Annotated in this window: 23 protein-coding genes, 1 tRNA gene, 1 pseudogene and 1 riboswitch; of the genes and pseudogenes, 5 read left to right on the top strand and 20 right to left on the bottom strand. The window is 70.5% G+C overall.

The genetic code is table 11. The features are described from left to right. Window positions 1–8: 8 nt before the first annotated feature. The 3 genes and pseudogenes from pdhA to eno all read right to left on the bottom strand — a co-directional run. A pseudogene (pdhA, locus tag CCR97_RS08855) lies at window positions 9–959 on the bottom strand (pyruvate dehydrogenase (acetyl-transferring) E1 component subunit alpha); the annotation flags it as partial. A 248-nt stretch (window positions 960–1,207) separates the two neighbouring features. Beyond that, on the bottom strand, window positions 1,208–1,459 hold the full coding sequence (locus tag CCR97_RS08850) for an FtsB family cell division protein (protein ID WP_338049063.1): 252 nt from the start codon (window positions 1,457–1,459) through the stop codon (window positions 1,208–1,210). Window positions 1,460–1,684: 225 nt separating this feature from the next. Next, window positions 1,685–2,968 carry a phosphopyruvate hydratase gene (gene eno / locus CCR97_RS08845; RefSeq protein WP_111356507.1) on the bottom strand — a complete coding sequence of 428 codons (1,284 nt, stop codon included), beginning with the start codon at window positions 2,966–2,968 and terminating at the stop codon, window positions 1,685–1,687. Window positions 2,969–3,112: 144 nt separating this feature from the next. Between eno and queF the strand changes: the two genes are divergently transcribed. After that, a complete protein-coding gene (queF, locus tag CCR97_RS08840; protein WP_111356508.1) occupies window positions 3,113–3,604 on the top strand; it encodes a preQ(1) synthase in 492 nt (163 codons plus the stop codon). Here queF and CCR97_RS08835 read toward each other — a convergent pair. From CCR97_RS08835 to CCR97_RS08790, 10 genes are all read right to left on the bottom strand, one after another. Then, window positions 3,586–4,287 (bottom strand): thiamine phosphate synthase, encoded by a 702-nt coding sequence (locus CCR97_RS08835; RefSeq protein WP_170145759.1) that lies wholly within the window; start codon window positions 4,285–4,287, stop codon window positions 3,586–3,588. The genes queF and CCR97_RS08835 overlap by 19 nt on opposite strands. 70 nt (window positions 4,288–4,357) lie before the next feature. Next, the gene (gene thiG / locus CCR97_RS08830) at window positions 4,358–5,143 is read right to left on the bottom strand and encodes a thiazole synthase (RefSeq protein ID WP_111356510.1); all 786 of its coding nucleotides are present in this window, start codon (window positions 5,141–5,143) and stop codon (window positions 4,358–4,360) included. Between the two features lies 1 nt (window position 5,144). Continuing rightward, a complete protein-coding gene (gene thiS / locus CCR97_RS08825) occupies window positions 5,145–5,399 on the bottom strand; it encodes a sulfur carrier protein ThiS (protein WP_111356511.1) in 255 nt (84 codons plus the stop codon). Window positions 5,400–5,417: 18 nt separating this feature from the next. Next, the gene (gene thiO / locus CCR97_RS08820; RefSeq protein WP_111356522.1) at window positions 5,418–6,617 is read right to left on the bottom strand and encodes a glycine oxidase ThiO; all 1,200 of its coding nucleotides are present in this window, start codon (window positions 6,615–6,617) and stop codon (window positions 5,418–5,420) included. Further along, window positions 6,608–6,705, bottom strand: a riboswitch (TPP riboswitch). Its footprint overlaps the gene before it by 10 nt. An 89-nt stretch (window positions 6,706–6,794) precedes the next feature. Further along, window positions 6,795–8,018 (bottom strand): MFS transporter, encoded by a 1,224-nt coding sequence (locus CCR97_RS08815; protein ID WP_111356512.1) that lies wholly within the window; start codon window positions 8,016–8,018, stop codon window positions 6,795–6,797. Window positions 8,019–8,085: 67 nt separating this feature from the next. Continuing rightward, window positions 8,086–9,273 carry a glutathionylspermidine synthase family protein gene (locus CCR97_RS08810; RefSeq protein ID WP_111356513.1) on the bottom strand — a complete coding sequence of 396 codons (1,188 nt, stop codon included), beginning with the start codon at window positions 9,271–9,273 and terminating at the stop codon, window positions 8,086–8,088. A 2-nt stretch (window positions 9,274–9,275) separates the two neighbouring features. Continuing rightward, window positions 9,276–9,674 (bottom strand): hypothetical protein, encoded by a 399-nt coding sequence (locus CCR97_RS08805; RefSeq protein WP_111356514.1) that lies wholly within the window; start codon window positions 9,672–9,674, stop codon window positions 9,276–9,278. Between the two features lie 24 nt (window positions 9,675–9,698). Then, entirely contained in the window at window positions 9,699–10,103 is a 405-nt protein-coding gene (locus tag CCR97_RS08800) for a DUF350 domain-containing protein (RefSeq protein ID WP_111356515.1), read from the bottom strand. A gap of 50 nt (window positions 10,104–10,153) precedes the next feature. Beyond that, entirely contained in the window at window positions 10,154–11,026 is an 873-nt protein-coding gene (gene kdsA, locus CCR97_RS08795; RefSeq protein WP_111356523.1) for a 3-deoxy-8-phosphooctulonate synthase, read from the bottom strand. A gap of 218 nt (window positions 11,027–11,244) precedes the next feature. Continuing rightward, a complete protein-coding gene (locus CCR97_RS08790) occupies window positions 11,245–11,709 on the bottom strand; it encodes a MarR family winged helix-turn-helix transcriptional regulator (protein ID WP_111356516.1) in 465 nt (154 codons plus the stop codon). A 263-nt stretch (window positions 11,710–11,972) separates the two neighbouring features. Here CCR97_RS08790 and CCR97_RS08785 point away from each other — a divergent pair, with 263 nt between their 5' ends. Continuing rightward, a complete protein-coding gene (locus CCR97_RS08785) occupies window positions 11,973–13,925 on the top strand; it encodes an FAD-binding monooxygenase (protein WP_111356517.1) in 1,953 nt (650 codons plus the stop codon). Between the two features lie 8 nt (window positions 13,926–13,933). Here the strand turns inward: CCR97_RS08785 and CCR97_RS08780 are convergent, their stop codons facing one another. The 6 genes from CCR97_RS08780 to CCR97_RS08755 all read right to left on the bottom strand — a co-directional run bounded on the left by CCR97_RS08780 (window position 13,934) and on the right by CCR97_RS08755 (window position 19,233). Beyond that, a complete protein-coding gene (locus CCR97_RS08780) occupies window positions 13,934–14,497 on the bottom strand; it encodes a DUF29 domain-containing protein (RefSeq protein ID WP_111356518.1) in 564 nt (187 codons plus the stop codon). Between the two features lie 92 nt (window positions 14,498–14,589). Then, window positions 14,590–14,895: a hypothetical protein gene (locus tag CCR97_RS08775; RefSeq protein ID WP_111356519.1), complete on the bottom strand. Its 306-nt coding sequence runs from the start codon at window positions 14,893–14,895 to the stop codon at window positions 14,590–14,592. Between the two features lie 136 nt (window positions 14,896–15,031). Further along, entirely contained in the window at window positions 15,032–15,271 is a 240-nt protein-coding gene (locus CCR97_RS08770) for a hypothetical protein (protein WP_111356520.1), read from the bottom strand. Window positions 15,272–15,332: 61 nt separating this feature from the next. Next, window positions 15,333–16,961, bottom strand: coding sequence for a CTP synthase (locus tag CCR97_RS08765; RefSeq protein WP_111356521.1), 1,629 nt, complete (start codon window positions 16,959–16,961; stop codon window positions 15,333–15,335). A gap of 238 nt (window positions 16,962–17,199) precedes the next feature. Then, a complete protein-coding gene (gene secG, locus CCR97_RS08760) occupies window positions 17,200–17,643 on the bottom strand; it encodes a preprotein translocase subunit SecG (protein ID WP_201159433.1) in 444 nt (147 codons plus the stop codon). A gap of 462 nt (window positions 17,644–18,105) precedes the next feature. Next, window positions 18,106–19,233 carry an S-(hydroxymethyl)glutathione dehydrogenase/class III alcohol dehydrogenase gene (locus CCR97_RS08755; protein WP_111356415.1) on the bottom strand — a complete coding sequence of 376 codons (1,128 nt, stop codon included), beginning with the start codon at window positions 19,231–19,233 and terminating at the stop codon, window positions 18,106–18,108. 245 nt (window positions 19,234–19,478) lie between these two features. Here CCR97_RS08755 and CCR97_RS08750 point away from each other — a divergent pair, with 245 nt between their 5' ends. The 3 genes from CCR97_RS08750 (at window position 19,479) to CCR97_RS08740 (ending at window position 22,379) form a co-directional block, all read left to right on the top strand. Beyond that, window positions 19,479–20,693, top strand: coding sequence for a GGDEF domain-containing protein (locus tag CCR97_RS08750; RefSeq protein WP_111356416.1), 1,215 nt, complete (start codon window positions 19,479–19,481; stop codon window positions 20,691–20,693). 138 nt (window positions 20,694–20,831) lie between these two features. After that, window positions 20,832–22,139 carry a GGDEF domain-containing protein gene (locus CCR97_RS08745; protein WP_170145751.1) on the top strand — a complete coding sequence of 436 codons (1,308 nt, stop codon included), beginning with the start codon at window positions 20,832–20,834 and terminating at the stop codon, window positions 22,137–22,139. Between the two features lie 163 nt (window positions 22,140–22,302). Continuing rightward, window positions 22,303–22,379 (top strand) — tRNA-Arg (locus CCR97_RS08740). 121 nt (window positions 22,380–22,500) lie between these two features. On the opposite strand, the gene acnB is transcribed toward CCR97_RS08740, so the two are convergent. Next, the gene (acnB, locus tag CCR97_RS08735) at window positions 22,501–25,092 is read right to left on the bottom strand and encodes a bifunctional aconitate hydratase 2/2-methylisocitrate dehydratase (RefSeq protein WP_244670327.1); all 2,592 of its coding nucleotides are present in this window, start codon (window positions 25,090–25,092) and stop codon (window positions 22,501–22,503) included. Window positions 25,093–25,138 lie beyond the last annotated feature (46 nt).

Here is a 25,138-nt window from a genome sequence, read left to right as displayed (position 1 = left end):
CGCCGCGATCAGCGCAGAATGTCGGTGTAGAGTTCGGAGGCGTCCGGCTCCGGATCGTAGGTCGCGAACTCGGCGGCCTCGTTGACGATCTTGCGGACGTCGGCGTCCATCGCCTTGAGCGCGTCCTCGTCGGCCCAGCCGTGGGCGAGGATGCGGGCGCGCGACTGCTCGATCGGATCGCTCTCGACGCGGACCTTCTCGACCTCTTCGCGGGTGCGGTACTTGGCCGGATCCGACATCGAGTGACCGCGATACCGGTAGGTCTTCATCTCGAGGATGTAGGGCCCCTGCCCGCTGCGGCAGTACTCGAGCACGCGGTCGCCGGCGGCCTTCACGGCGCGCACGTCCATGCCGTCGACCAGCTCGCCCGGGATGTTGAACGAGGCGCCGCGCTTGGAGAGATCGACCTGGGCCGAGGCGCGCTGCACCGAGGTGCCCATGGCGTAGCGGTTGTTCTCGATGATGTAGACGACAGGCAGCTTCCACAGCGCCGCCATGTTGAAGCTCTCGTAGACCTGGCCCTGATTGGCGGCGCCGTCGCCAAAATAGGTGAGGCAGACATTGCCGTTGTCACGGTACTTGTTGGCGAAGGCGAGCCCGGTGCCGAGCGACACCTGGGCGCCGACGATGCCGTGGCCGCCGTAGAAGTGCTTTTCGCGGCTGAACATGTGCATCGAGCCGCCCTTGCCCTTGGAGTAGCCGCCGCGCCGGCCGGTCAGCTCCGCCATCACGCCGCGCGGATCCATGCCGCAGGCGAGCATGTGGCCGTGGTCGCGATAGCCGGTGATGACCTGGTCGCCCTCCGTCATGGCGAGCTGCATGCCCACCACCACGGCCTCCTGGCCGATGTAGAGATGGCAGAAGCCGCCGATCAGCCCCATCCCGTAGAGCTGACCCGACTTCTCCTCGAAGCGGCGGATCAGCAGCATGTCGCGATACGCTTTCAGATCCGCGTCGCGGCCGAGCTCCTGCACGGGAGAAGCGTCTATGGGCAGGATCGACGGCCGGCTGGTCGGCGCAGGCGTGTCGGCGACTTTCTTTTGGGAAGCCATCGTGACCTCGGGGTGTGGCGACGAACGATCAACCCCATAGCCGAATTCGAGACGCTACGAAAGGATGGTCCGGACGTCGAAACCTGTGCTGATTTTTCATATGTGGCTTGGGCTTGCAGGGAGCAAGCCATGCCACCGCCGGCCGCCGTGGCGGATCAGCGCGACTTGACGATCATCACGATGTCGCGGCGATCGACAAAGTTGAGCAGCGACCGCGCCCGCTCGTCCAGCAGGTCGGGATCCAGACTTTCGGATTTCAGCAGCGCGACGCGCCGCTGCCAGACCTCGCGCTCCGCCTTCGCAACTGCGAGATCGGCGGTCAGCTCGGCGATCTGGGCATCGAGATCCTTGCGCGCGTTGATGCCGCGACTGCCCGTGTAGGCGTTGATTCCGAAATAGCCGATCATCAGCGACGCCAGCACATAGAGGCAGAGCGCCGTGACGATCGATCTTATACGGGGACGCGACACCATAATGAGCCCATAGGGCGCCACGTCCGTTAAAATGCGGTTTAATCCGTACTCTCACAGCAGGAAGCCGGCGCAAGGCGCCGGCTTCCGTGTCTTTTCGGTCGCGGTGAGTGGTGTCGAGGCGTCGGGGCGTCGCCGCCGCGACACCGGTCGCGGGTCGGATCAGGCCAGCGCCTTCAGCGCGCCGCGGCCGGCATAGATCGCCTGGCTGCCGAGCTCCTCCTCGATGCGCAGGAGCTGGTTGTACTTGGCGATCCGGTCGGAGCGGGCGAGCGAGCCGGTCTTGATCTGCCCGCAGTTCGTCGCGACCGCCAGATCCGCGATGGTCGAATCCTCGGTCTCGCCCGACCGGTGCGACATCACCGCCGTGTAGCCGGCCTTGTGGGCCATCTCGACGGCGGCGAGCGTCTCGGTGAGCGAGCCGATCTGGTTGACCTTCACCAGGATCGAGTTGGCGATGCCCTTCTTGATGCCCTGCGAGAGGCGGGCGACGTTGGTGACGAACAGGTCGTCGCCGACCAGCTGGCACTTCGCCCCGATGGCGTCGGTGAGCGCCTTCCAGCCCTCCCAGTCGTCCTCGGCCATGCCGTCCTCGATGGTGACGATCGGGTAGCGGGCCACGAGGTCGGCGAGGTACTTCACCTGCTCGTCGCGGGAGCGCTTCTTGCCTTCGCCTTCATAGTGATAGGCGTCGTCCTTGAAGAACTCGGTGGAGGCGCAGTCGAGGCCGATATAGACGTCCTGCCCCGCCTTGTAGCCGGCCTTCTCGATCGCCTTGACGACGAAGTCGAGCGCTGCGTCGGCCGACGGCAGGTTCGGCGCGAAGCCGCCCTCGTCGCCCACATTGGTGTTGTGGCCGGCGGCCTTGAGGCCCGCCTTGAGCACGTGGAAGATCTCGGCGCCGGTGCGCAGCGCTTCGGCGAAGCTCGCCGCGCCGACCGGCATGATCATGAATTCCTGGAAGTCGATCGGATTGTCGGCGTGGGCGCCGCCGTTGACGATGTTCATCATCGGAACCGGCAGGACGCGGGCCGAGGTGCCGCCGACATAGCGATACAGCGGCAGGCCCTTGGCGGTCGCCGCCGCCTTCGCAACTGCGAGAGAAACGCCCAGGATCGCGTTGGCGCCGAGGCGCGCCTTGTTGGGCGTGCCGTCGAGCTTGATCATCGTGTCGTCGATGAGCACCTGCTCCTCGGCGTCGAAGCCCGAGATGGCGTCGTAGATCTCGCCGTTGACGGCCTCGACCGCCTTGGTGACGCCCTTGCCGGCGTAGCGCGCCTTGTCGCCGTCGCGCAGCTCGACGGCCTCGTGGGCGCCGGTCGAGGCACCGGACGGAACCGCGGCGCGGCCCTTGGAGCCGTCGTCGAGCACCACGTCGACCTCGACGGTCGGATTGCCGCGACTATCGAGAATCTCGCGGCCGATTATGTCCACGATGGCGGTCATCAAAGGCTCCCGCATGGCTTGTCTGGGGGGTGACGGTGTCTTAACAGGCCTAACCGAACCGGCCAAGCGTCCTCGGCGCATGCCGCGGCATCATGGTCGCGCACGCCGAGCCATCATGGTCGCCTCGCGCGACCGGAGAACGACATGCCTCGCACCGCCCGCCCCCGCCCGTCGCCCGGCCGCCGCGCCGGCGCCCCGCTGCAGCTCGGCACGCCGACCCCGATCCCCGATTCGCCCGAGACGGCGACGCTCGACCGGGTGCCGAACCCGCACGCCGACACGCCCTATGTGGCGCGCTTCACGTTCCCCGAGTTCACCTCGCTGTGCCCGGTGACGGGCCAGCCCGACTTCGCGACCCTGGTCATCGACTACGTGCCGGCCGCCTGGCTGGTCGAATCGAAATCCTTGAAGCTGTATCTCAACAGCTTCCGCAACCACGGTTCATTTCACGAGGATTGCACCGTGGCGATCGGCAAGCGGCTGGTCGCCGCTTTGAAGCCGCGCTGGCTGCGGATCGGCGGCTACTTCTATCCGCGCGGCGGCATGCCGATCGACGTGTTCTTCCAGGCCGGCAAGCTGCCGGCCGGCGTCTGGGTGCCGGACCAGGGGGTCCCGACCTACCGGGGGCGCGGCTGAGCCGGCGCCGCCGCGGCCAGCGCGGCGAGCAGCGATTCGATCTCGGCGCCCGGGTCGCCCGCCCGCATCACGGCGCCCATCACGGCGACGCCGGCGGCCCCTGCGGCGAGCAGGTCCGGGATGGCTTCGGCCGTGACGCCGCCGATCGCCAGGACCGGCACCGGGCAGGCCGCCGCGATCGCGCCGACGCCCGCCGGTCCGAGCGCCGGCCCGTAGCCCGGCTTGCTGGCGGTCGCGAAAGCCGGGCCGGCGATCGCCCAGGCAACGAGGTCGGGATCGAGCCGCCCCGCTTCGGCCGGCGCGTGCACCGAGACGCCGATCAGCCCGACCGGGCCGAACAGGTCGCGAGCCGGACGCGGGTCGGACCCGCCGCGTAGATGCACGCCGGTGAGGCCGGCGGCGCGCGCGACCTCCGGCCGTCCATGCAGCACCAGGATCGCGCCGTGCCGCTCGGCGATCGGCAATAACTCTTTCGTCAAGACGACTTGCGCGGGTTCGCTGAGATCCTTCTCGCGAATGCTGGCGAACCGGCAGCCGGCCGCGAAGGCCGCCTGAAGAATCTCGGCCAGCGGCCGCACCGCCTGCCGCCGGTCGGTGACCAGCAGCAGCCGTGCCGGCAGGCGGTCGGGGGACTTCAGCGCCGTCATGGCCGGGCTCGTCCCGGCCATCCACGTCTTCGCCATGACCGGCGGCCGAGAGACGTGGATGCCCGGCACAAGGCCGCGCATGACGGCTCGTCGGGTGCGGTAGCATTCACGTGCCGACCAGGCCGAGCTGCGGGCTCGACGGCTCGGCGTAACGCTTGCGCGGGATGCGGCCGGCCCGCGACGCGAGCCGCCCGGCCTCGACGCCGGCCCGCATGGCGGCCGCCATCCGCACCGGGTCGTTGGCCTTCGACACCGCCGTGTTGAGCAGCACGGCCGAGCAGCCGAGCTCCATGGCGAGCGCCGCCTCCGAGGCCGTGCCGATGCCGGCGTCGAGCACCACCGGCACGGGCGAGCGGGCGCAGATCGTCTCGATCATCACCGGATTGCAGATGCCGAGGCCCGAGCCGATCGGCGCGCCGAGCGGCATCACGGCCGCCGCCCCGGCATCGGCGAGCTTCCGGCAGGTGATCGGGTCGTCGTTGCAGTAGGGCAGCACCGTGAAGCCGGCCGCGACCAGGGTCTCGGTCGCCCTCAGAAGCTCTTCCACGTCGGGATAGAGGAGCTCGCGGTCGCCGATCACCTCGAGCTTGATCCAGTCGGTGCCGAGCGCCTCGCGGGCGAGCTCGGCGGTCAGCACGGCGTCTCGCGCCGTTTGGCAGCCGGCCGTGTTGGGCAGGAAGTGCGCCTTGTCGCCGATCAGGTCGACCAGGCTCTCCTCCTCGCCGGCGAGGCTGATCCGGCGGATCGCCGCCGTCACCATCTCGGTGCCGCTCACCGCGATCGCGTCGAGCATCACCTTGCGGTTCGGGTAGCCGGCGGTGCCGAGGAACAGGCGCGACGCGAAGCTGCGCCCGGCGATCACCAGCGGGTCGGTGTTGGTCTCGATGCTCATGTCAGCCTCCGGGCCGTGCCCGCACGATCTCGACGGCGTCGCCGGATGCGAGCGCCGTGGTTCTCCAGGCGGTGCGCGGAACCACCCGTCCGTTGACGGCGACCGCGATGCCGCGGGCGCCGGAGTCGATGTCCTTCTCGGTCAGCAGCGCCGCGATCGTCGCCGCGACGTGCGGCTCCGCGACGCCGTTCACCGTGATGGTGTCTCTCGCATTGGTCTCGCCGGCGCCGCCGGGCGCCGGTGTCACATCGGTCATTGTTGATCCTCGCGCCGGTCAGGCCGCGGCTTTCGCCGCGAACCGCTCCATGCCGAACGCGGCGATCGCCGGATCGGTCCCCTCGCCGGCCACCAGCCGGGCGACGGCGTCGGCCGTCACGGGCGCCAGCAGGATGCCGTTGCGGTGGTGGCCGGTGGCGTAGACGAGCCCCGGCACCTCCGAAGCGCCGAGGATCGGCGCGTCGTCGCGGCTGCCGGGCCGGTGGCCTACGACCGTGTCGACGATCGGCAGCTCCTCGATCGCCGGCAGCACCCGCCACGCGGCCTCCAGCAATGCGAAGATGCCGCCGGCCGTGATCGCGGTGTCGAAGCCCTTCTCCTCGACGGTGGCGCCGAGGATCAGATGGCCGTCGCGGCGCGGCACCAGATAACAACCCGGCGCCCAGAGAACGTGAGTCAGCAGCGGCGCGGCGGCATCCATCTTCAGGACGATCACCTGCCCCTTGATCGGCCGCACCGGCGGGCGGGCGGCGGGGGCGACCCCCTCGATGCCGCGCGACCAGGCCCCGGCGGCCAGCACCACGGTTCCGGCGGCGATGCGCGTGCCGTCGGAAAGCTCCACGCCGGTGGCGCGGCCGTTCTCGACGACGATGCGCGCGACCGCGGTGTGCGGCCGCAGGGTGACGCCGGCCCGCTCGGCCGCGCGGATCAGCGCCGTGGTGAGCGACCGGGTCGCGACCTGATGGTCCTCCGGGCTGAACACCGCGCCGGTGATCCCGGCTGCGAGATGCGGCTCGCGCCGGCGGACCTCCGCCGGCGTCAGCCAGTCGAGTGTCAGGCCGAGGCCTGTCTGGAACGCGTGATGATGGAGGAGACGGGCGCGCTCGTCGGCGGTCGGCGCCACCACCAGGGTGCCTTCGGTGCGCAGATCGACGTCGATGCTGGTCGCCTCCAGAAGCTCGGTCGCGAAGCCGGGCCACAGGCGCTGCGCATGCCGGCCGAGCCGGACCAGTTCCTCCTCGCCGGGCTCGGCCTCGGCGCAGGCGGCCAGCATGCCGCCGGCGACCCAGCTCGCCGCGGCGCCGAGGGCGCCTTGGTCGAGCACCGTGACGGCGAGGCCGCGCTGCGCCAGTCGCCAGGCGATGCCCAGCCCGCAGACGCCGGCCCCGATGATCACGACATCGGGGGCCGGGGCCTGATCGGGCGCGCGCGCCCGCGTGGCGTTCGTTTCAGAATACGGACGTGATTCAGCTGCCATCGGCGGCTCCCTTCGCTGGAATGACCCAGACAGGTTCAGTGGGTGTGATCTCAGCCGCGCACCTGCGCGGCACCCCAGGCCGTGAGGGAATGATGGACGATCCGGGCCGCCGCCGCAAGAGCGGAGCGGCGATGCGCGATCACGATGGGTCGCGGCGCGACGTGGGACGTTCGGCGATCAGCCGCCGCGCGCGTCAGGCTCCGGCTTCGCCGGTCGCCGCAGGACCGCGGCGCACATCAGCCCGGTGCCGAACAGCACCAGGCCGGCGAGCGTGCTGGTGGCGGAGACGCCGACATGGTCGAAGCCGGTGCGGTAGACGACCGGGCCGAGCGCCTGCCCGAGGAAGAACGAGCAGCCGTGCAGCGCGACCGCGGTGCCGCGTGCCGACGGCGCCAGCTCGGTCACGTAGATCTGGATGACGCCGTGCAGCGAGTAGAAGCCGAGCCCGATCACCATGAAGATCATGAACTCGACCGGCCAGACGAAGCCGAGCGTCACCACAGCGAGGCCGATCGCCATCAAGGCGCCGCCACCGCGCATCAGGCCGCGCTCGCCGAGCCGGCGCAGCAGCACCGAGATCAGCCCGGAATAGACGAAGCCGCCGACTGCGAAGCCGGCGATCACCACGCCGGCGATCGCGGCGCGGCCCTCGCCGCGCTCGGCGAGCAGCGCCGCGACGAACGGAAACAGCCCGTGCAGGAACGTGCCTTCGAGGAACACGGCGAGGAAGCAGAACTTCGCCAGCGGATTCCTGAACACGGCGCGGTAGCCGCGCACGACGGTGATCATCTCGAAGCGAGTGCGTGTGTCGATCGCCATGCCGCGAAATCCGACCTGCACGGCGACGAGCGCGACGACCGCGATGGCCGCGACCAGCGCGAAGACGCCGCGCCAGCCGACCGTGTCGGCGATCAGCCCGGCGAGCGGCGAGCCGAGCACGTTGCCGAGCATCGCGGCCGCGAGCAGCCGGCTGAACGCGATCTGACGCTTGGCGACCGGCACCAGATCGCCGCCGATGGCGAGCGCGATCGGAAAGATGCCGCCCGACACCATGCCGACCAGCACGCGCGATCCGAACAGCGTCGAAAAGTCCGGCGCGAAGGCGCCGAGGAAGCCGGCGAAGATGCTCAGCACTAGGCAGAGCTTCAGCACCAGCACCTTGCCGACCGTGTCGCCGAGGCTGCCGAGCACCGGCTGGGCGAGCGCATAGGGCAACGCATAGGCGGTGGAGAGCAGCGCGACGGTGCGGACATCCATCTGGAAGCCGGCGGCGATCTGCGGGATCACCGGGTCGATGGCGCGCATGAACAGGCTGGTCGAGAACAGCGCCAGCGCGACGACCGCCAGCACCCGTCCGGTTCCCGGCGGGTCGGCGCTGTCGTCGCTGGCGGGAGAACTCATGCGCGGTGTTGTACAGGACCGCGACGGCGCGACAAGATCGCGGCGCGCCGGAATGTCCGCACCGCCGTCAGGGCAGGATCGCGTGCGGCAGGAAGCGCGAGGTGTTCTTGGTGATCGGCGAGGCGTCCTCGCGGATCGACAGGCCGCAGGCCTCGCCGTTCACGATCCAGGATCCGAGCACCGGATACCCGCCCGCCGTGCGCGGCAGCGCGGCGACGGCCTGGCGCACGAAGCCCTCCGCGCCGTAGGGCCCGCTGTCGGAGTCGAGCACCTCGCCGCCCACCACCATGGCGACATTGGCGCCTTCGCGCGAGTAGAGCGGCTTCCGCACGTAGGACTCGCCGAGCCGGCCCGCCTCCGGGTCGTCCTCGAAATAGGCGGGCAGCAGGTTCGGATGGTTCGGCGCCATCGACCACAGCAGCGGCAGGATGCCTTTCGACGACAGGATCGCCTTCCAGGGCGGCTCGATCCAGCGCGTCGACGCGCCGGGAAGATACCGGCCGAACTGCTCGCGGAACATCCACTCCCAGGGATAGAGCTTGAAGGCGAGGGTCATCGGCCGGTCCTGCTCGTCGACGAAGTCGCCGTTGCGCTTGCGGCCGATGCGGTCCATCGCGATCGTCACGGTGTCGAGGCCGGCCTGCCGGGCCGTGTCTTCCAGATAGGAGAGCGTGCCGAGATCCTCGGCGCTCTCCAGCGCGCCGGCGAGGTGCACGGTGCCGACCGGCTCGCCCTGCTGGCGCGCCACCGTGTCGGCGACGCTGCGCCAGCCGGCGATCAGCGTCTCGTGCACCGCGTTGAACTGGTCGCTGCCGGCCGGCACGATCTGCCGCGCGATCGCCTCCTCCAGCCACAGCCACTGGAACACGCCGGTCTCGTAGAGCGCGGTCGGCGTGTCGGCGTTGTATTCGAGCAGCTTCGCCGGCCCGGTGCCGTCGTAGCAGAGGTCGAAGCGGCCGTAGAGCGAGGGATCGCCGCGCTTGAAGCTCGCCGCGATGTAAGTCCAGTAGGCCTGCGGGATCTTCAGGAGTGTCAGGATCCGCTCGTCCCCGACCGCGCGGGCGACCAGCTCGCGGCACATCGCGTCGAGCTCGGCGGTCGGCGCCTCGATGTCGCGCTCGATCTCTTCGAGCGTGAAGCCATAGTAGGCGGTCTCGTCCCAGTAGGGCGCGCCGTCGATGGTGTGGAACGCGAAGCCGTGCGTCTCGGCGGTCTCGCGCCAGTCGTCGCGCTCCGGGCAGGCGATGCGCTGCACGCTCAGCCTCCCGACGACATGGCACGACCGAACGAGCCGAAGCCGCTGCGGAGCGTCGCGCCGATGCCGGAGGACGAGGCGGCCGACGACGCGGTGCCGCTCGCCGCCTTGGCGACCACCGGACCGGTCTGGCCCGACGACGAGGACGACGAGCCGTGCCACCACGACGAGCCGCTGCTGCTCCAGCGTCCCGACGAGCCGGAGGAGCCGCGCGGGGCGCAGTTCTGCTGTTGGGCCGGGACCGCGGCGGCGGCGGCGCCGGGCGTCAGCGGTGCGTGCAGCGCCGCCTGCTCCGGCGTGTCCGGCGGCCGGCAGTCGCGGCCCGGCATCAGCATGTAGGCGGTGCCGCCGACGCCGAGCGCCGACATCAGCACCAGCCCGACCTGGGTGGAGCGTTTCATGTCCTCGGCCCCTTCGGCCCGCGCTCAGTACGACATCGAGGCGGCGTTGAGCGCCCCGGCGGCGAGCGAGGCGAGGCCGAGCCAGATCGCCGGCGCGAGCTCGCCCGCGGCGATGCGGTTCGACAGATCCGGGACCGGGATGCGCACCAGGAAATAGACGCCGATCTGCACGGCGAGCGCGATCAGGCTCCACACGGCGCAGTCGAGGATCGAGGCCGCGTGGGCGATGGCGCTCGCCACCGGTAGCGCGAAGCCGAGCAGCGCCAGCCCGAGCGACACGGCGGCGCCCGGCACGTTCTTGGCGATCAGGACGAACTCGTCGTGATGCGTCACCCGCGTGTAGATCAACAGGTAGAGGACCGAGGCGACCAGCGCGGTGCACAGATAGGCCAGAAAGGCCGGCAGCCCGGCGAGCGATTGCAGCAGCATGGCGTCTCCCCCTTGTCCTGAGACTAGGTTGCGACGCCGCGCCCGCGGGTTCAATCACCCGGTTCGGCGAGAGCCTCCTTGGCGAGGCGGTCGAAGGCGACCAGGCGGCACAGGAGCGCCTCGAGATCGGCGAGCGGTACCATGTTGGGGCCGTCGGACGGCGCCCGGTCCGGGTCCGGATGCGTCTCGATGAACACGCCGGCGACCCCGACCGCGACGGCGGCGCGCGCCAGCACAGGCACGAAGGCGCGGTCTCCCCCCGACGACGTCCCCTGCCCGCCCGGCTGCTGCACCGAATGGGTGGCGTCGAAGATCACGGGAGCCCCGGTGCGCGCCAGGATCGGCAGCGCCCGCATGTCGGAGACCAGCGTGTTGTAGCCGAACGAGGCGCCGCGCTCGGTCACCAGCACGTTCGCATTGCCCGCGCCCGTCACCTTGGCGACGACGTTCGCCATGTCCCAGGGCGCCAGGAACTGGCCCTTCTTGACGTTGACGATCCGCCCGGTCCGCGCCGCGGCGACCAGGAGGTCGGTCTGCCGGCACAGGAACGCCGGAATCTGCAGGATGTCGACCACCTCGGCGACCGGCGCGCACTGGCCGGCGTCGTGCACGTCGGTGAGCACCGGCATCCCGAGCGTCTCGCGGATCTCGGCGAAGACCGGCAGTGCCGCGTCGAGCCCGACCCCGCGGGCGCCCGTCAGGCTGGTGCGGTTCGCCTTGTCGAACGAGGCCTTGAACACCACGGCGATCCCGGCGCGCCCGGCGATCTCCTTGACGGCCGCCGCGGTCTCCAGCGCGTGGGCGCGGCTCTCCATCTGGCAGGGGCCGGCGATCAGCGCCAGCGGCAGCGCATTGCCGAACCGGACCGGGTTCTCGGACGGGCCGACGGCGACGACGGACGAGGGAGCGAATGTGACGGACATGGTCATGGCGCGCGGACCATGGCGCCCCCCGCGAGCCGGGTCAACGGCGCGCCGCATCCGACCGGTGCCCGTATGGAACCCGTAGCCCGGGTTGAGCCTGCGAAACCCGGGAGCCCACGGCGCGGCTTGTCCCCGACCCTTCCCCGGCCGATTCCTCCGGCGAGGCCCGTCCCGGCCGTCGCTTCGCTCCGGCCGGGCTACGGCGGCTTCGCGCCGCCCTACCCCGCCATCTCGCGCCGCGGGGCGCGGCTGAGCGCGTTGCCGCCGGCGACGGCCTTTTGCAGCAGGCGGACGAGGTCGCGGCGCTCCTGCGCGCCGAGGCCGCGCAGCATGGTGCGCTGGGCCGCCGCGACCGCCGGGCCGATGGCGCGCAGCGTCGTCTTGCCGGCCGGCGTCAGGGTGAGGACGCGGGCGCGGCGGTCGATCGGGCTCTCCTCGCGCACCACGAAACCCTTCTGCACCAGCCGGTCGACGACGCCGCCGATGGTGGTGCGGTCGTAGGCGATCAGGCCGGCCAGCCCGATCTGATCGATTCCGGGCTGGGCGGCGATCGCGGCGAGCGCCGCGTATTGCACCGGCGTGAGATCGAAGCCCGCCTTCTCCACCTCGGCGACGAAGCAGGCGACGGCGATCTGCTGGAACCGCCGCGCCAGATGGCCGGGCATGTTCTTGGGATCCTCCATGCGGGCCTCGCTCGAGAACGTCGCGTCCGGTCGGGTGTCGCGTGATTGACAGCATACTGATCGTCAGTATGCTGATCAATATCAGTCGTCGCGCGAACACCCAATTTCCGCTCGTCCCCGCGAAGGCGGGGACCCATAGGCTCCACGCTCCATGGCCCTGGATCCCCGCTTTCGCGGGGATGAGCGGAGGGTGGGACGAGCACGGCGAAGACGGCGGACGACAACGGCGGCCAACAGACAAAAGTCCGCCGACGGGAGGATGCATGCAGTTCCATCAGGACGGCTTCGTGCCGGGCGATCCGGAGATTGTCGATCCCGCGGATCGCTATCCCGCGTTCGCCGGCGCGCAGGGACCCCTCCCCGCGTCGGTCGACGTGCTGATCGTCGGCTGCGGGCCGGCCGGGCTGACGCTCGCGGCCCAGCTCGCCGCCTTCGCGGATATAAAAACCTGCATCGTCGAGCAGAAGAGCGAGCCGATGCGGCGCGGCCAGGCCGACGGCATCGCCTGCCGCACCATGGAGATGTTCAACGCCTTCGGCTTCGCCGAGCGGGTGCTGAAGGAGGCGTGCTGGATCACCGAGACGACCTTCTGGCGCCCGGACCCGGCGACGCCCGAAAGGATCGCGCGCAGCGGCGTCGTGCAGGACGTCGAGGACGGGCTCTCGGAGTTTCCGCACGTCGTGCTCAACCAGGCGCGCGTGCACGACTTCTATCTGGAGCGCATGCGCAAGTCGGCGGCGAAGCTCGAGCCGTTCTACGCGCGGCGCGTCGTCGGGCTCGTGCGCGATGCCGACGGCGTCACCGTGACGCTGGAGCGCACCGAGCCGGCGAACGACACGACGACCGAGACCGTGCGGGCGCGATACGTCGTCGGCTGCGACGGCGCGCGCAGTGCCGTGCGGGCCGCGATCGGACGCGAGCTCGTCGGAGACTCGGCGAACCACGCCTGGGGCGTGATGGATCTGCTCGCCGTCACGGACTTTCCGGACATCCGCTGCAAGGCGCTGATCCAGTCGGCGCACGAAGGCAGCATCATCGTGATCCCGCGCGAGGGCGGCCATCTGGTGCGGCTCTATGTCGAGCTGACGGCGCTCGACGCCGGCGAACGCGTCGCGGCCCGCCACATCCCGCTCGACGCGTTGATCGCCAAGGCGCAGCGCATCCTCCATCCTTATCGGCTCGACCCGAAGGAGGTGCCGTGGTGGTCGGTCTACGAGATCGGCCAGCGACTCACCGACAAGTTCGACGACGTGCCGGAGGCCGAGACCGCGACCCACGCGCCCCGGGTCTTCATCGCCGGCGACGCCTGCCACACCCACAGCCCGAAGGCCGGCCAGGGCATGAACGTCTCCATGCAGGACGCCTTCAATCTCGGCTGGAAGCTCGCCGCCGTGCTGCGCGGGCGCAGCCCCGAGAGGCTGCTCGCCACCTACTCGGCCGAGCGGCGCGCCATCGCCAAGGAGCTGATCGACTTCGACCGCGAATGGGCCGCGCTGCTCGCCTCGGCACATGCCGACGGCCGCGAGGTCGACCCCGAGGCGACGCGGCGCTACTTCGTCACGCACGGCCGCTACACGGCCGGCACCGCGACCCGCTACGCGCCGGCGCTGCTGACCGGCGACGGGCGGCACCAGCATCTCGCGACCGGTTTCGTGGTCGGAACGCGCTTCCATTCGGCGCCCGTGGTGCGGCTCGCCGACGCGAAGCCCGTGCATCTCGGCCACGTGATCGAGGCGGACGGGCGCTTCCGGATTTTTATCTTCGCCCCGGCCGGTGATCTGTCCGCCGAAACCTCGACGGTGCGGTGGCTGTGCGCGTGGCTCGCCGACGACCCGGTTTCGCCGGTGCACCGCTACACACGCGACGGCGAGGACATCGACGCCGTCATCGACGTGCGGGCGGTGTTCCAGGAGCCGCACCGCACGCTCGACATCGGAACACTGCCGCCGCTGCTGCTGCCGACCAAGGGCCGCCTCGGCTTACGCGACTACGAGAAGGTGTTTTGTGCCGACCACCGGACGGGCGGGCACGACATCTTTGCCATGCGGGGCATCGACCGTGCCGCCGGCTGCATGGTGGTGGTGCGGCCCGACCAGTACGTCGCGCAGGTGCTGCCGCTCGACGGCCACGCGGCGCTGGCGGCGTATTTCGACGGCTTCATGCAGCCGCAGCGCGAGGCGGTCCCGCCCCGGATGGCAGAGGCCGCGGGCGCGTAAAAGCCCGATCAGGCGGGCGCCGAGGGCGGCGCCTGCAGCCGGGCCGTCAGCGCGGCGGGATCGATCGGTTCGCCCAAGAAGTCGTCGAGGGCGAACGGGCAGTCCTCCGGCAGGCCGTCGACGACCGGCTGCACCGGCGTGCCCTCGTGCGCCAGCGCGGCCTGCTGGCGGGCGGACCGCCACAGCGCGTCGAGGTCGATGCGCTGGCGCATGGAGGCGCTGTAGCGGCGCCGCAGGTCGGCATGGAAGCCGGCGATCTCGGCCCGCCAATGGCGAGTCGGCGGCGCGTCCGGTTCCAGGACCAGCTTCAGGACATGCAAGATGATCAGCTCGATCTTGCTCTCGACGGCGGCGAGCTCGGACCGTCCCACGCTCTCGATCTCCTCGGCGACGTTCTCGATGTCGAGGTCGTTCGGGAGGTCGCGGCGGCGGCCGAGCGCGCGGATCAGCGCGGCCTGCTGCTCGGACCACAGCAGGATGTCCGCGTCATAGAGGCTCGGCACGTCGGTCGAGTCCGCGCGGGCCGTGTGCGCGCGGGTCGCCTGCGCCTTGGTGGAGATGTCGTGGCTCATGCCGGCTCCGCCCGGGCCGCCCCGCCGACCGGCCCGTCGCAGGCCATCATAGCAGAGCGCGCGTGGCGACGCGCCGGCGCGCGCGGAGCGTTCTAATCTTCGCCCTGGGCCATCACGGGGGCTGGCGTACCGGTCAGATACGGCAGGAACGCCTCGCGATCGATCGGGATCTCGCCTTTGACGGTCCGCAGGATCACCACCGGACCGGCCATCTCGGCCGTGACGATGGCGCCGAGCCGGATGACCGGCACCGGCCCGAACTGTGCCGTCGAGGGGCCGATCTCGGTCCATCCGGACCGGATAGGCGTGTCCCCGGCCACGGCCGACGAGAGTCCCGCGAGCAGAACCGCAATCGCCGGCACGGTCGCGCGGAACGCCGTGGAAAATGCGCTGGTCATTTGCCCCTCGCCTCGAATGATGCACCGCGGCCAGTCTAGCGGCCCGGCGCGGGGCGACCCGAGTCACGAGTGCGTGTGCGCCGCCCCGATCAGGGCGAATCGATCCGGACGGTTCACAGAGGCTTGCCGCGATCGCTCAGAACCAGCCGAGCGCGTTCAGGAGGTGCCGGGTGAAGCTGGTGCCGGTGGTGGTCGCGGCGAGGCAGCGCTCGCGCTGCGCCCGGGCGCCGGCGTCGGCCCCGTAGTTCACGTCGGCGACGTGGCAGAGGCCCTGGGCGTTGGCGGACCGGTAGGTCTCCAGCTCGACGATGGTGCCGGCGAAGGTCCACGACAGGATCGCGAGGAGCGCCACCAGGACGGCGAGAAGGTGCTTCATCGACGGTGTCCTTCCTGCATTGCGCCCGCGCCCGGCCCGCCGGTGGCCCGGGCCGCGCCGGCTAGACCAGCCGGCTCTGCTCGACCGCGGCGCCGACGAAGGAGGCGAACAGCGGGTGCGGCGCGAACGGGCGTGACTTCAGCTCGGGATGGAACTGGACGCCGATGAACCACGGATGGTCGACATACTCGACGATCTCGGGCAGCAGCCCGTCCGGCGACATGCCGCAGAAACGCAGCCCGTGCTGCTCCAGCCGGTCCTTGTAGCCGGTGTTGACCTCGTAGCGGTGGCGGTGGCGCTCGGAGATCTCGGTCGCGCCGTAGATGCCCGCGACCTTGCTGCCCCGAGCGAGCTCGGCCTGGTAGGCGCCGAGCCGCATGGTGCCGCCGAGATCGCCACCTTGCGCCCGCGTCTCGAGCTCGTTGCCGCGCATCCACTCGGTCATCAGGCCGACCACCGGCTCGGAGGTGGCGCCGAACTCGGTCGAGTTCGCCTCGGCGATCCCGCAGAGGTTGCGGGCCGCCTCGACGACCGCCATCTGCATGCCGAAGCAGATGCCGAAATACGGCACCTTCCGCTCGCGGGCGAACTGGGCGGCACGGATCTTCCCCTCGGCGCCGCGCTGGCCGAAGCCGCCCGGCACCAGGATCCCGTGGACGTGCTCGAGGAACGGCGCCGGATCCTCGCGCTCGAACACCTCGCTCTCGATCCAGTCGAGATTGACCTTCACCTTGTTGGCGACGCCGCCGTGGCTGAGCGCCTCGATCAGCGACTTGTAGGCGTCCTTCATGCCCGTGTACTTGCCCACGATGGCGATGGTGACGTCGCCCTCGGGGTTGCGGATGCGCTCGTTGATGGTGCGCCAGCGGGTCAGGTCCGGCTCGCGGTCGGCCGGCAGGCCGAAGGCGTGCAGCACCTCGGCGTCGAAGCCGGCGTCGTGATAGGCCTCCGGCACGGCGTAGATGTTGTCGGCGTCGCGCGCCTCGATGACGGCGCTCTCGCGGACGTTGCAGAACAGGCCGAGCTTGCGCCGCTCCTCCTTCGGGATCGGCCGGTCGGTCCGGCACAGCAGGATGTCGGGCTGGATGCCGATCGAGCGCAGCTCCTTGACGGAGTGCTGGGTCGGCTTGGTCTTCAGCTCGCCGGCCGACGGGATGTAGGGCAGCAGCGTCAGATGGATGTAGATGGCGCTGCCACGCGGCACCTCGATGCCGAACTGGCGGATCGCCTCGAAATACGGCAGGCCCTCGATGTCGCCCACCGTGCCGCCGATCTCGACCAGGACGAAGTCGTAGCCCTCGCTGCCCTCGCGGACGAAGTCCTTGATGGCGTTGGTGACGTGCGGGATCACCTGGATGGTGGCGCCGAGATAGTCGCCGCGCCGCTCCTTGGAGAGGATCTCCTGGTAGATGCGGCCCGTGGTGATGTTGTCCTGGCGGGTCGCCGGGCGGCCCGTGAAACGCTCGTAATGGCCGAGGTCGAGATCGGTCTCGGCCCCGTCGTCGGTGACGAACACCTCGCCGTGCTGGTACGGCGACATGGTGCCCGGATCGACGTTCAGATACGGGTCGAGCTTGCGCAGGCGGACCGAGTAGCCGCGCGCCTGCAGGAGCGCGCCGAGCGCCGCTGAAGCGAGGCCTTTGCCGAGGGAGGAGACCACGCCGCCGGTGATGAAGATGTACCGCGTCATGGGGCTCAACCTCTAGCCAAGCTGGAACGATTCGACGAGGTCTTTGCACGCAAGGCAGACCCGACGATCCGCTCCGGCACCGGAACGGCATGAATTTTCAGGCCATCTCGCAATGGCTTGGCTCCAGATCCTCGGGCGCCGGGCGAGGCTCGCCCGGCGGTGGATGACGGGATGGTGATCAGGGGTGCGCGGCCCTCTGGGCCGCCGCCCGAATGCGTGCCGGCGGGGCCGGCCGCCGTCACTGCGAACGCGGCACTTCCGGACCGGACGGCGCCGGTGCGGGAGCGGCCGGAGCGGGCGCCGAGGGGGCCGGAGCCGAGGGCGCGGCCGGGGCGCCCGGGGCGGCCGGCTGGCCGCGCTGGAGCTGGTCGAGCACGCCGCCGCCGGTGCCGAGCGGCGACGGGGCGCCGGGCGCCGGGGCGGCCGGGCCGTCGGCCGCCGGAATCACCGTGGTCGGCCGGTGCGACATGCCGGCCAGCACCGACAGCAGGAGGCTGGTGACGAAGAACGCCGCCGCCAGGACCGCGGTCGCCCGGGTGAGCGCGTTGCCGGAGCTGCGGTTGCTCATGAATCCGCCGCCACCGCCGATGCCGAGCGCCCCGCCTTCGGAACGCTGCAGGAGCACCAGCCCGATCAGGGCGAGCACGATCATCAGGTGGATGACGATGACGACGGTCTGCATGGAACGGTCCGCTCGAAACGACGCTGAAAAATCCCGGACATCCGGCCGAGGCTAGCCCCGCCTCGCGATCACGGGCGGGGGCCGACCGGCGACATATAAGGGCGGCGCGCCGCGTCTACACGATCCCGCCGCGCTTTTCCACCCGTCCGGCCCGGAAAAGCGGCAGACGGGCTATGGCGAGCGGGTCGGAAGGGGTCGCAGGCCCCAATGGTCCCGGTATGGAACGAGCCTCGTGTCCCGGGCGCGGCGCATCGCGCCGTGACCCGGGACCCAGGGGCGATCGCATGATGGCTTTGCCGGACCGCCGTCTCCGGGGCCCCTGGGCCCCGGCTCTGCGGCGCGTCGAGCCTTCGGCCCGACGCACCTTGTCCGGGGCACCCGAAGTCTGGGGCCGCTGTTGAGGAACGAGGCTCGCGGCTTCGCCGCGCCCCGGGACGACGATGGAACGAGCAGAGCCCTCGCTCAGTACACCACGACGCTGCGGATCGATTCGCCGGCGTGCATGAGGTCGAACCCCCGGTTGATCTCGGCGAGCGGCAGCGTGTGGGTGATCATCGGGTCGATCTCGATCTTGCCCTGCATGTACCAGTCGACGATGCGCGGCACGTCGGTACGGCCGCGGGCGCCGCCGAAGGCCGAGCCCTTCCACACCCGCCCGGTGACGAGCTGGAACGGCCGCGTCTGGATCTCGGCGCCGGCCGGTGCCACCCCGATGACCACCGAGACGCCCCAGCCGCGGTGGCAGCATTCCAGCGCCTGGCGCATCACCGTGACGTTGCCGGTGCAGTCGAACGTGTAGTCGGCGCCGCCGATCTGGTCGGCCCCGCGCTTGGTGAGATTCACCAGATACGGGACGAGGTCGCCGCCGATCTCCCTGGGGTTGACGAAATGCGTCATCCCGAAGCGCTCGCCCCACGCCTTCTTGTCGTTGTTGATGTCGACCCCGATGATCATGTCGGCGCCGACCAGGCGCAGGCCCTGGATGACGTTGAGCCCGATGCCGCCGAGGCCGAACACCACGGCGGTCGATCCCGGCTCCACCTTGGCCGTGTTGATCACGGCGCCGACGCCGGTCGTCACCCCGCAGCCGATGTAGCAGACCTTGTCGAAGGGCGCGTCCTCGCGGATCTTCGCCACCGCGATCTCGGGCAGAACCGTGAAGTTGGCGAAGGTCGAGCACCCCATGTAGTGGTGGATCGGCTTGCCCTCGAGCGAGAAGCGCGACGAGCCGTCCGGCATCAGCCCCTGCCCCTGGGTCGCGCGGATCGCCGTGCAGAGGTTCGTCTTGCGCGAGAGACAGGACGGGCACTGCCGGCATTCGGGCGTGTAGAGCGGGATGACGTGGTCGCCCGGCTTCACCGAGGTTACCCCGGCCCCGACCGCGCGGACGATGCCGGCGCCCTCGTGGCCCAGGATCGCCGGGAACAGGCCCTCCGGGTCGGCACCCGACAGCGTGAACTCGTCGGTGTGGCAGATGCCGGTCGCCATGATCTCGACCAGGACCTCGCCGTCGCGCGGTCCCTCGAGCTGCACGGTCGTCACCTCGAGAGGCTTGCCCGCCTCGAACGCCACCGCCGCCTTCACGTCCATGCTGTCTCTCCTCGAATGGCTCGCCGAGCGATCCCGACCCATAGCAGCGGATTCGACCCGGGCCCAACCCCCGCCCACCGGCGTCACGGCCAAGTCCGTGGCGCACGTCCGCGGCGGACGGATCGCGGGACGGTCGAAACCGGATCTTCACCCTCCCTGGCTACCTTTGATCGAAACCGCCTAGACCGGCAGGGTTGTAACTCCCCCGCTACCCACGTAGCGCCGCGTGGGCCGAGACGACGAGCATGCGCTTCGACCTACCGACCCTGTACACCGTCGCGATCCTCGCGACCGCGGCCAGCAGCCCGATGCTGCTCGTGGCGTGGTGGCAGAACCGGAAGGCGGCGACGCTCGCCTGGTGGAGCGGCGCGACCCTGCTGCTGGCCGTGGCGGCCGTGGTGGTCGTCGGCCGCGGCGTGGTGCCGGATGCGGTCTCGATCGTCGCCGGGGCCAGCCTCTGGCTCGCCGCTTACGGCGGAATGTGGTGCGCCGCCCGCGTGTTCGCCGGGGCGCGGCCGCGACTCGCGGTCGGCTCGTTCGGGGCCGTCGCCTGGGTGATGCTGTGGCAACTGCCGGCGTTCCGGGACTCGCAGGAACTCCGCCTTCGGGCCTTCTCGGTCCTGGCGGTCGTCATCCTGGCGCTGACCGCCCGGGTGTATGCCCGGATGCCCGACCTCCGGTCGGTGTCGCGCGGCCTTACGGTCGGCCTCTTGTCCTTCCAGGCGGCCCTGTATGCGGTGCGCATTCCCTTCGCTGCCTACTTCGTCTTCCCGGTGCCGGCCGACCAGGTCGGGATCGTGTTCCCGCTGTGGACCATCGCGCTGTTCCTCGCCGCCGATTCGATGCCGTTCCTGGTGATGGCGATGGTGAAGGACCGGGTCGAGATCGAGCTCCGCCGCGACGCCCTGCGTGATCCGCTGACCGGCATCGCCAACCGGCGGGCCTTCTTCGACCGCGGCGAGCGGACGCTCGCCCGGATGCTCGCCGACGGCCATCCGGTGGCCGTGCTGATGATCGACCTCGACCTGTTCAAGCGGATCAACGACCGCCTGGGGCACGCCGCCGGCGACGCCGCACTGAAGCTCTTCTGCAATGGCGCCTCCGCCCTGCTCCGCCCGAGCGATCTGCTCGCCCGCACCGGCGGCGAGGAGTTCGCCTGTCTGCTGCCGGGCGCGAACGTGGCCGACGCGGTGCAGATCGCGGAGCGGATCCGCGACTGGTTCGCCGGCCAGGGTCCGACGATCGGCACCGCCGATCCGGTTTCGGTCAGCATCGGGGTGGCCGCGACCGGTCCCCGCGCGCACGACCTCGCGGCCCTGATGGAGTGCGCGGATCGCGCCCTCTATGCGGCCAAGGCGAACGGCCGCAATCGTGTGGAGTGGATCTCGCCGGAGCGCGGCATCGGATCGGCCGCTCCGGCGGCCGCCGGCCGCGCGCCGGCCAATCTCACCATGGCATGACCGGACGGGGCGCGATGGTTGACGAATCCTTGTCGGAGCCGGTCCAACTTTTACGCAATCGGGAACAGGACTCTCATCGGAATCGGCTAGAACGGAACCCTCGCGCCGTGCCAAATGGACGCCGCGATCGGATGCTCGATGCACATTGATCAGCCCACCCTCTTCGCCGTGACCGCGTTCGCTGCGGCGATCAGCGGCTTCATGCTGCTGTTCGCGTGGCTGCAGGACCGCACGTCGAAGACGCTCGCCTGGTGGGGCGGCGGGCTGCTCCTTGTCGTCGTCGGCACCGGGCTCGTGGTGCTGCGCGGCGTGATCCCGCCCGAGATCTCGATCGTCATCGGCAATCCGATCCAGCTGTTCGGCTACGGCATGATGTGGACGGGCGCCCGCACCTTCGAGGGGCGCAAGCCGCGCCTCTCGGTGCTGCTCGCCGTCTCGGTCGGCTGGATGGTGGCGTGCCAGTTCGACTTCTACTGGACCGACATGCCGCTCCGCATCCGCGTGTCGGCGATCCTGATCTCCTCCTATCTGCTGCTCACGGCGTCGGAGTATCTGCGACCGAAGAATCCCGAGCTGGTCTCGCGCTGGCCGACCATCTTCATCCTTCTTCTGCAGGCTTTCGGCGTGCTGATCCGCATCCCGATCGCCGAGAAGCTCGTGTTTCCGGCGCCCGAGAACTCGTTCACGGCGACCCTGGTCCCGCTCGGGGCGGCCGGCCTCGTGCTGTTCTCCTTCTCGCTCGCCTTCCTGGTGATGGCGATGTCGAAGGAGCGCCTGGTGCTCGAGCACAAGCGGACCGCGCTGGTCGATCCGCTCACCGGCGTCGCCAACCGGCGCGCCTTCTTCGAGCGCGGCGAGCGCATCCTGCGCCGGCTGCTCGCCGACGGCGGCGAGGCGGCGCTGCTGATGCTCGACATCGACAAGTTCAAGCACGTCAACGACACGTTCGGGCATCAGGCCGGCGACCGGGTGCTGTGCGCCTTCTGCGACACCGCCGAACGGGTGCTGCGGCCGACCGACGTGCTCGGCCGCACCGGCGGCGAGGAGTTCGCCTGCCTGCTGCCGGGCGCGAGCCTCGCCGAGGCCTTCGCGGTCGCCGAGCGCATTCGCATCGAGTTCGAGGCGTGCCGGCTCGATCTCGGGGCGGTGCGGCCGACCTCGACGGTCAGCGTCGGCGTGGCGACGACCAGCGACGTCGGCGGCAGCCTCGCCGCCCTGATGGCGGTGGCGGACCGCGCCCTCTACCGGGCCAAGGCGAACGGCCGCAACCGGGTCGAGACGCTCGCCGGCCCGTTCCTGGCCGCCGCGCCGGCCGGTCACATGACCGACCTGTCGCACCCCGCGACGATGCTGCGCGAGGACGCCCGCGACGCCGCGGCCGGCGCCCGCACGGCCGGTCCCTCCGGCAGCGGCCCCGGCCGGCACGGCGAATCGGCCGTCGCGTGACCCGGGAGGTTCGCGCGGTCGCGGACCGTGCGCCGCTCGCGGATTTCGCCTCGGGATTGTTCCGCCGGGAATCTCCCCCCGAAGGCGGAGTCGATTTTTCGCTCCGATCGGCTATAAGACCGTCCTGCCCGGCCCGTCGCTCGACGACCCCCGCCGGGCCGACGCGCTCGTAGCTCAGCCGGATAGAGCATCAGACTTCGAATCTGAGGGTCGGGAGTTCGAATCTCTCCGAGCGCGCCATTCGACTTGTCTCACACGTCGCGCGTCGCCACGGTCGGGGGCGGCGCCCGACGGTTTTCCCGCTCCTGGACGCCGGCACCCCTGCCCTATGCGGGGCGCGGGATACCGGGCGTCCTGGTCGTCAGGAGGCGAATTCGGGGATCTGGTCGAAGTTCATGTACCGGTAGATGTCGGCGGCCTTCGCCGTCACCGTGCTGGTCCCCTTCAGGTACTCGTCCATGGTCGGGATGCGGCCGAGCCGGGCGCTCACCGCGGCGAGCTCGGCCGAGGCGAGATAGACCCGGGTGTCGAGGCCGAGCCGGTTCGGGAAGTTGCGGGTCGAGGTCGACACCGCGGTCGATCCCTTCCGGATCTGCGCCTGGTTGCCCATGCACAGCGAGCAGCCGGGCATCTCCATGCGGGCGCCGGCCTTGCCGAGCGGGGCGTAGAAGCCCTCCTCGGTGAGGATCTGCGCGTCCATGCGGGTGGGCGGCGCCACCCACAGCCGGGTCGGCAGGTCGGTCTCGCCGGCGAGCACGTGAGCCGCGGCCCGGAAGTGGCCGATGTTCGTCATGCACGAGCCGATGAACACCTCGTCGATCTTATCGCCCGCGACCGCCGACAGCGGCTTCACGTCGTCCGGATCGTTCGGGCAGGCGAGCAGCGGTTCGGTGATGGTGGCGAGATCGATCTCGATCACGGCGGCGTAGTCGGCCTCCGCGTCCGGCTCGATGAGCGTCGGATTGGCGAGCCAGGCGTTCATGGCATCGCGCCGGCGCTCGAGCGTGTTCCGGTCGCCGTAGCCGTCGGCGATCATGCGGCCGATCAGGGCGACGTTGGAGCGCAGATACTCGATCACCGGCGCGGTGCCGAGCCGCACCGTGCAGGCCGCCGCCGAACGCTCGGCCGAGGCGTCGGAGAGCTCGAAGGCCTGCTCAACCTTCAGATCGGGGAGACCCTCGATCTCGAGAATCCGGCCGTTGAAGACGTTCTTCTTGCCTTTCTTCTCGACCGTCAGCAGGCCCTGCTGGATGGCGACGTAGGGGATCGCGTTGACGAGATCGCGCAGCGTGATGCCGGGCTGCATCTCGCCCTTGAAGCGCACCAGCACCGACTCCGGCATGTCGAGCGGCATCACGCCGGTCGCCGCCGCGAAGGCGACGAGACCGGAGCCGGCCGGGAACGAGATGCCGATCGGAAAGCGCGTGTGGCTGTCGCCGCCGGTGCCGACCGTGTCGGGCAGCGTCAGGCGGTTGAGCCAGGAGTGGATGACGCCGTCACCGGGCTTCAGCGCGACGCCGCCGCGGCTGGCGAAGAAGCCCGGCAGCTCGCGATGGGTGCGCACGTCGACCGGCTTCGGATAGGGCGCCGTGTGGCAGAAGGACTGCATCACGAGGTCGGCCGAGAAGCCGAGGCAGGCGAGGTCCTTCAGCTCGTCGCGGGTCATCGGGCCGGTGGTGTCCTGCGAGCCGACCGTGGCGATCCGCGGCTCGCAATAGCTGCCCGGGCGCACGCCCTGCCCCTCCGGCAGGCCGCAGGCGCGGCCGACGATCTTCTGGGCGAGCGAGAAGCCCTTGGCCTTGCCGGCCGGCGCCGCGGTCTGGCGGAACAGCGTCGAGGGCGGCAGGCCGAGCTTCGCCCGCGCCTTCGCGGTGAGGGCGCGGCCGATGATCAGCGGAATGCGGCCGCGGGCCCGCACCTCGTCGAAAATCACGTCGGACTTCACCGTGAAGGTCGCGATCACGTCGCCGTTCTTCAGCGCCTTGCCCTCGTAGGGGCGCAGCTCGATGACGTCGCCCATCTCCATCTTGGAGACGTCGAGCTCGATCGGCAGCGCGCCGGCATCCTCCATGGTGTTGTAGAAGATCGGCGCGATCTTGCCGCCGAGGCAGACGCCGCCGAAGCGCTTGTTCGGCACGTACGGGATGTCGCGGCCCGTGAACCACAGGACCGAGTTGGTGGCCGACTTGCGCGACGAGCCGGTGCCGACGACGTCGCCCACATAGGCGACCGGGCGGCCGCCGGCGACGAGCGCGCCGAGCTGCTTGGTCGGTCCGCGCACGCCGGGCTCGTCCGGCGTGATTCCGGGCCGCGGGTTCTTCAGCATCGCCAGGGCGTGGAGCGGGATGTCGGGTCGCGTCGTGGCGTCGGGCGCCGGCGACAGGTCGTCCGTGTTGGTCTCGCCCGTCACCTTGAACACGACGATCTCGAGCGAAGCCGGGACCTCCGGCCGCGACGTGAACCACTCCGCCTCGGCCCACGAGGCGAGCACCGCCTTCGCGTTGGCGTCACCGCGATCGGCGAGCGCCGCGACGGCGTCGAACGCATCGAACACCTGAAGGGTGTGCTTGAGCGCTTCGGCGGCGGCGGCGCCGACCTCCGGGTCGGACAGCAGCGAGACCAGCGGCGCCACGTTGAAGCCGCCCAGCATGGTGCCGAGCAGCTCGGTCGCCCGCAGCCGCGAGATCAGCGCCGACTTTTCTTCGCCCGCCGCAATCCCGGCCAGGAACGTCGCCTTCACCTTGGCGGCGTCGTCGACGCCGGCCGGCACGCGATGCGTGAGGAGCTCGAGCAGGAACGCGTCCTCTCCGGCCGGCGGCGCGCGCAGCAGCTCGACCAGCGCGGCCGTCTGCTCGGCCGAGAGCGGCAGCGGCGGAATTCCGAGGCGATCACGTTCGGCGGCATGTTCACGGTAGGCGCGCAGCATGGCTTCTGTGTTCCTTGGCAGTTGCATCGCGGCGTCTCCGGCCGGCGCATCACGTCGCCGAAGACGCCGGCGG

The sequence above is a fragment of the Rhodoplanes elegans genome, assembly GCF_016653355.1.
GTDB lineage: Bacteria > Pseudomonadota > Alphaproteobacteria > Rhizobiales > Xanthobacteraceae > Rhodoplanes > Rhodoplanes elegans.
Note: the sequence above shows the minus strand (reverse complement) of the source record. Positions and strands in the feature narration are given on the sequence as shown.

Coding starts and splice junctions, on each gene's coding strand:
- CCR97_RS08850 (WP_338049063.1), bottom strand. CDS start 1,459: ATGATCGGCTATTTCGGAATCAACGCCTACACGGGCAGTCGCGGCATC.
- eno (WP_111356507.1), bottom strand. CDS start 2,968: ATGACCGCCATCGTGGACATAATCGGCCGCGAGATTCTCGATAGTCGC.
- queF (WP_111356508.1), top strand. CDS start 3,113: ATGCCTCGCACCGCCCGCCCCCGCCCGTCGCCCGGCCGCCGCGCCGGC.
- CCR97_RS08835 (WP_170145759.1), bottom strand. CDS start 4,287: ATGGCGAAGACGTGGATGGCCGGGACGAGCCCGGCCATGACGGCGCTG.
- thiG (WP_111356510.1), bottom strand. CDS start 5,143: ATGAGCATCGAGACCAACACCGACCCGCTGGTGATCGCCGGGCGCAGC.
- thiS (WP_111356511.1), bottom strand. CDS start 5,399: ATGACCGATGTGACACCGGCGCCCGGCGGCGCCGGCGAGACCAATGCG.
- thiO (WP_111356522.1), bottom strand. CDS start 6,617: ATGGCAGCTGAATCACGTCCGTATTCTGAAACGAACGCCACGCGGGCG.
- CCR97_RS08815 (WP_111356512.1), bottom strand. CDS start 8,018: ATGAGTTCTCCCGCCAGCGACGACAGCGCCGACCCGCCGGGAACCGGA.
- CCR97_RS08805 (WP_111356514.1), bottom strand. CDS start 9,674: ATGAAACGCTCCACCCAGGTCGGGCTGGTGCTGATGTCGGCGCTCGGC.
- CCR97_RS08800 (WP_111356515.1), bottom strand. CDS start 10,103: ATGCTGCTGCAATCGCTCGCCGGGCTGCCGGCCTTTCTGGCCTATCTG.
- kdsA (WP_111356523.1), bottom strand. CDS start 11,026: ATGTCCGTCACATTCGCTCCCTCGTCCGTCGTCGCCGTCGGCCCGTCC.
- CCR97_RS08790 (WP_111356516.1), bottom strand. CDS start 11,709: ATGGAGGATCCCAAGAACATGCCCGGCCATCTGGCGCGGCGGTTCCAG.
- CCR97_RS08785 (WP_111356517.1), top strand. CDS start 11,973: ATGCAGTTCCATCAGGACGGCTTCGTGCCGGGCGATCCGGAGATTGTC.
- CCR97_RS08780 (WP_111356518.1), bottom strand. CDS start 14,497: ATGAGCCACGACATCTCCACCAAGGCGCAGGCGACCCGCGCGCACACG.
- CCR97_RS08775 (WP_111356519.1), bottom strand. CDS start 14,895: ATGACCAGCGCATTTTCCACGGCGTTCCGCGCGACCGTGCCGGCGATT.
- CCR97_RS08770 (WP_111356520.1), bottom strand. CDS start 15,271: ATGAAGCACCTTCTCGCCGTCCTGGTGGCGCTCCTCGCGATCCTGTCG.
- CCR97_RS08765 (WP_111356521.1), bottom strand. CDS start 16,961: ATGACGCGGTACATCTTCATCACCGGCGGCGTGGTCTCCTCCCTCGGC.
- secG (WP_201159433.1), bottom strand. CDS start 17,643: ATGCAGACCGTCGTCATCGTCATCCACCTGATGATCGTGCTCGCCCTG.
- CCR97_RS08755 (WP_111356415.1), bottom strand. CDS start 19,233: ATGGACGTGAAGGCGGCGGTGGCGTTCGAGGCGGGCAAGCCTCTCGAG.
- CCR97_RS08750 (WP_111356416.1), top strand. CDS start 19,479: ATGCGCTTCGACCTACCGACCCTGTACACCGTCGCGATCCTCGCGACC.
- CCR97_RS08745 (WP_170145751.1), top strand. CDS start 20,832: ATGCACATTGATCAGCCCACCCTCTTCGCCGTGACCGCGTTCGCTGCG.
- acnB (WP_244670327.1), bottom strand. CDS start 25,092: ATGCAACTGCCAAGGAACACAGAAGCCATGCTGCGCGCCTACCGTGAA.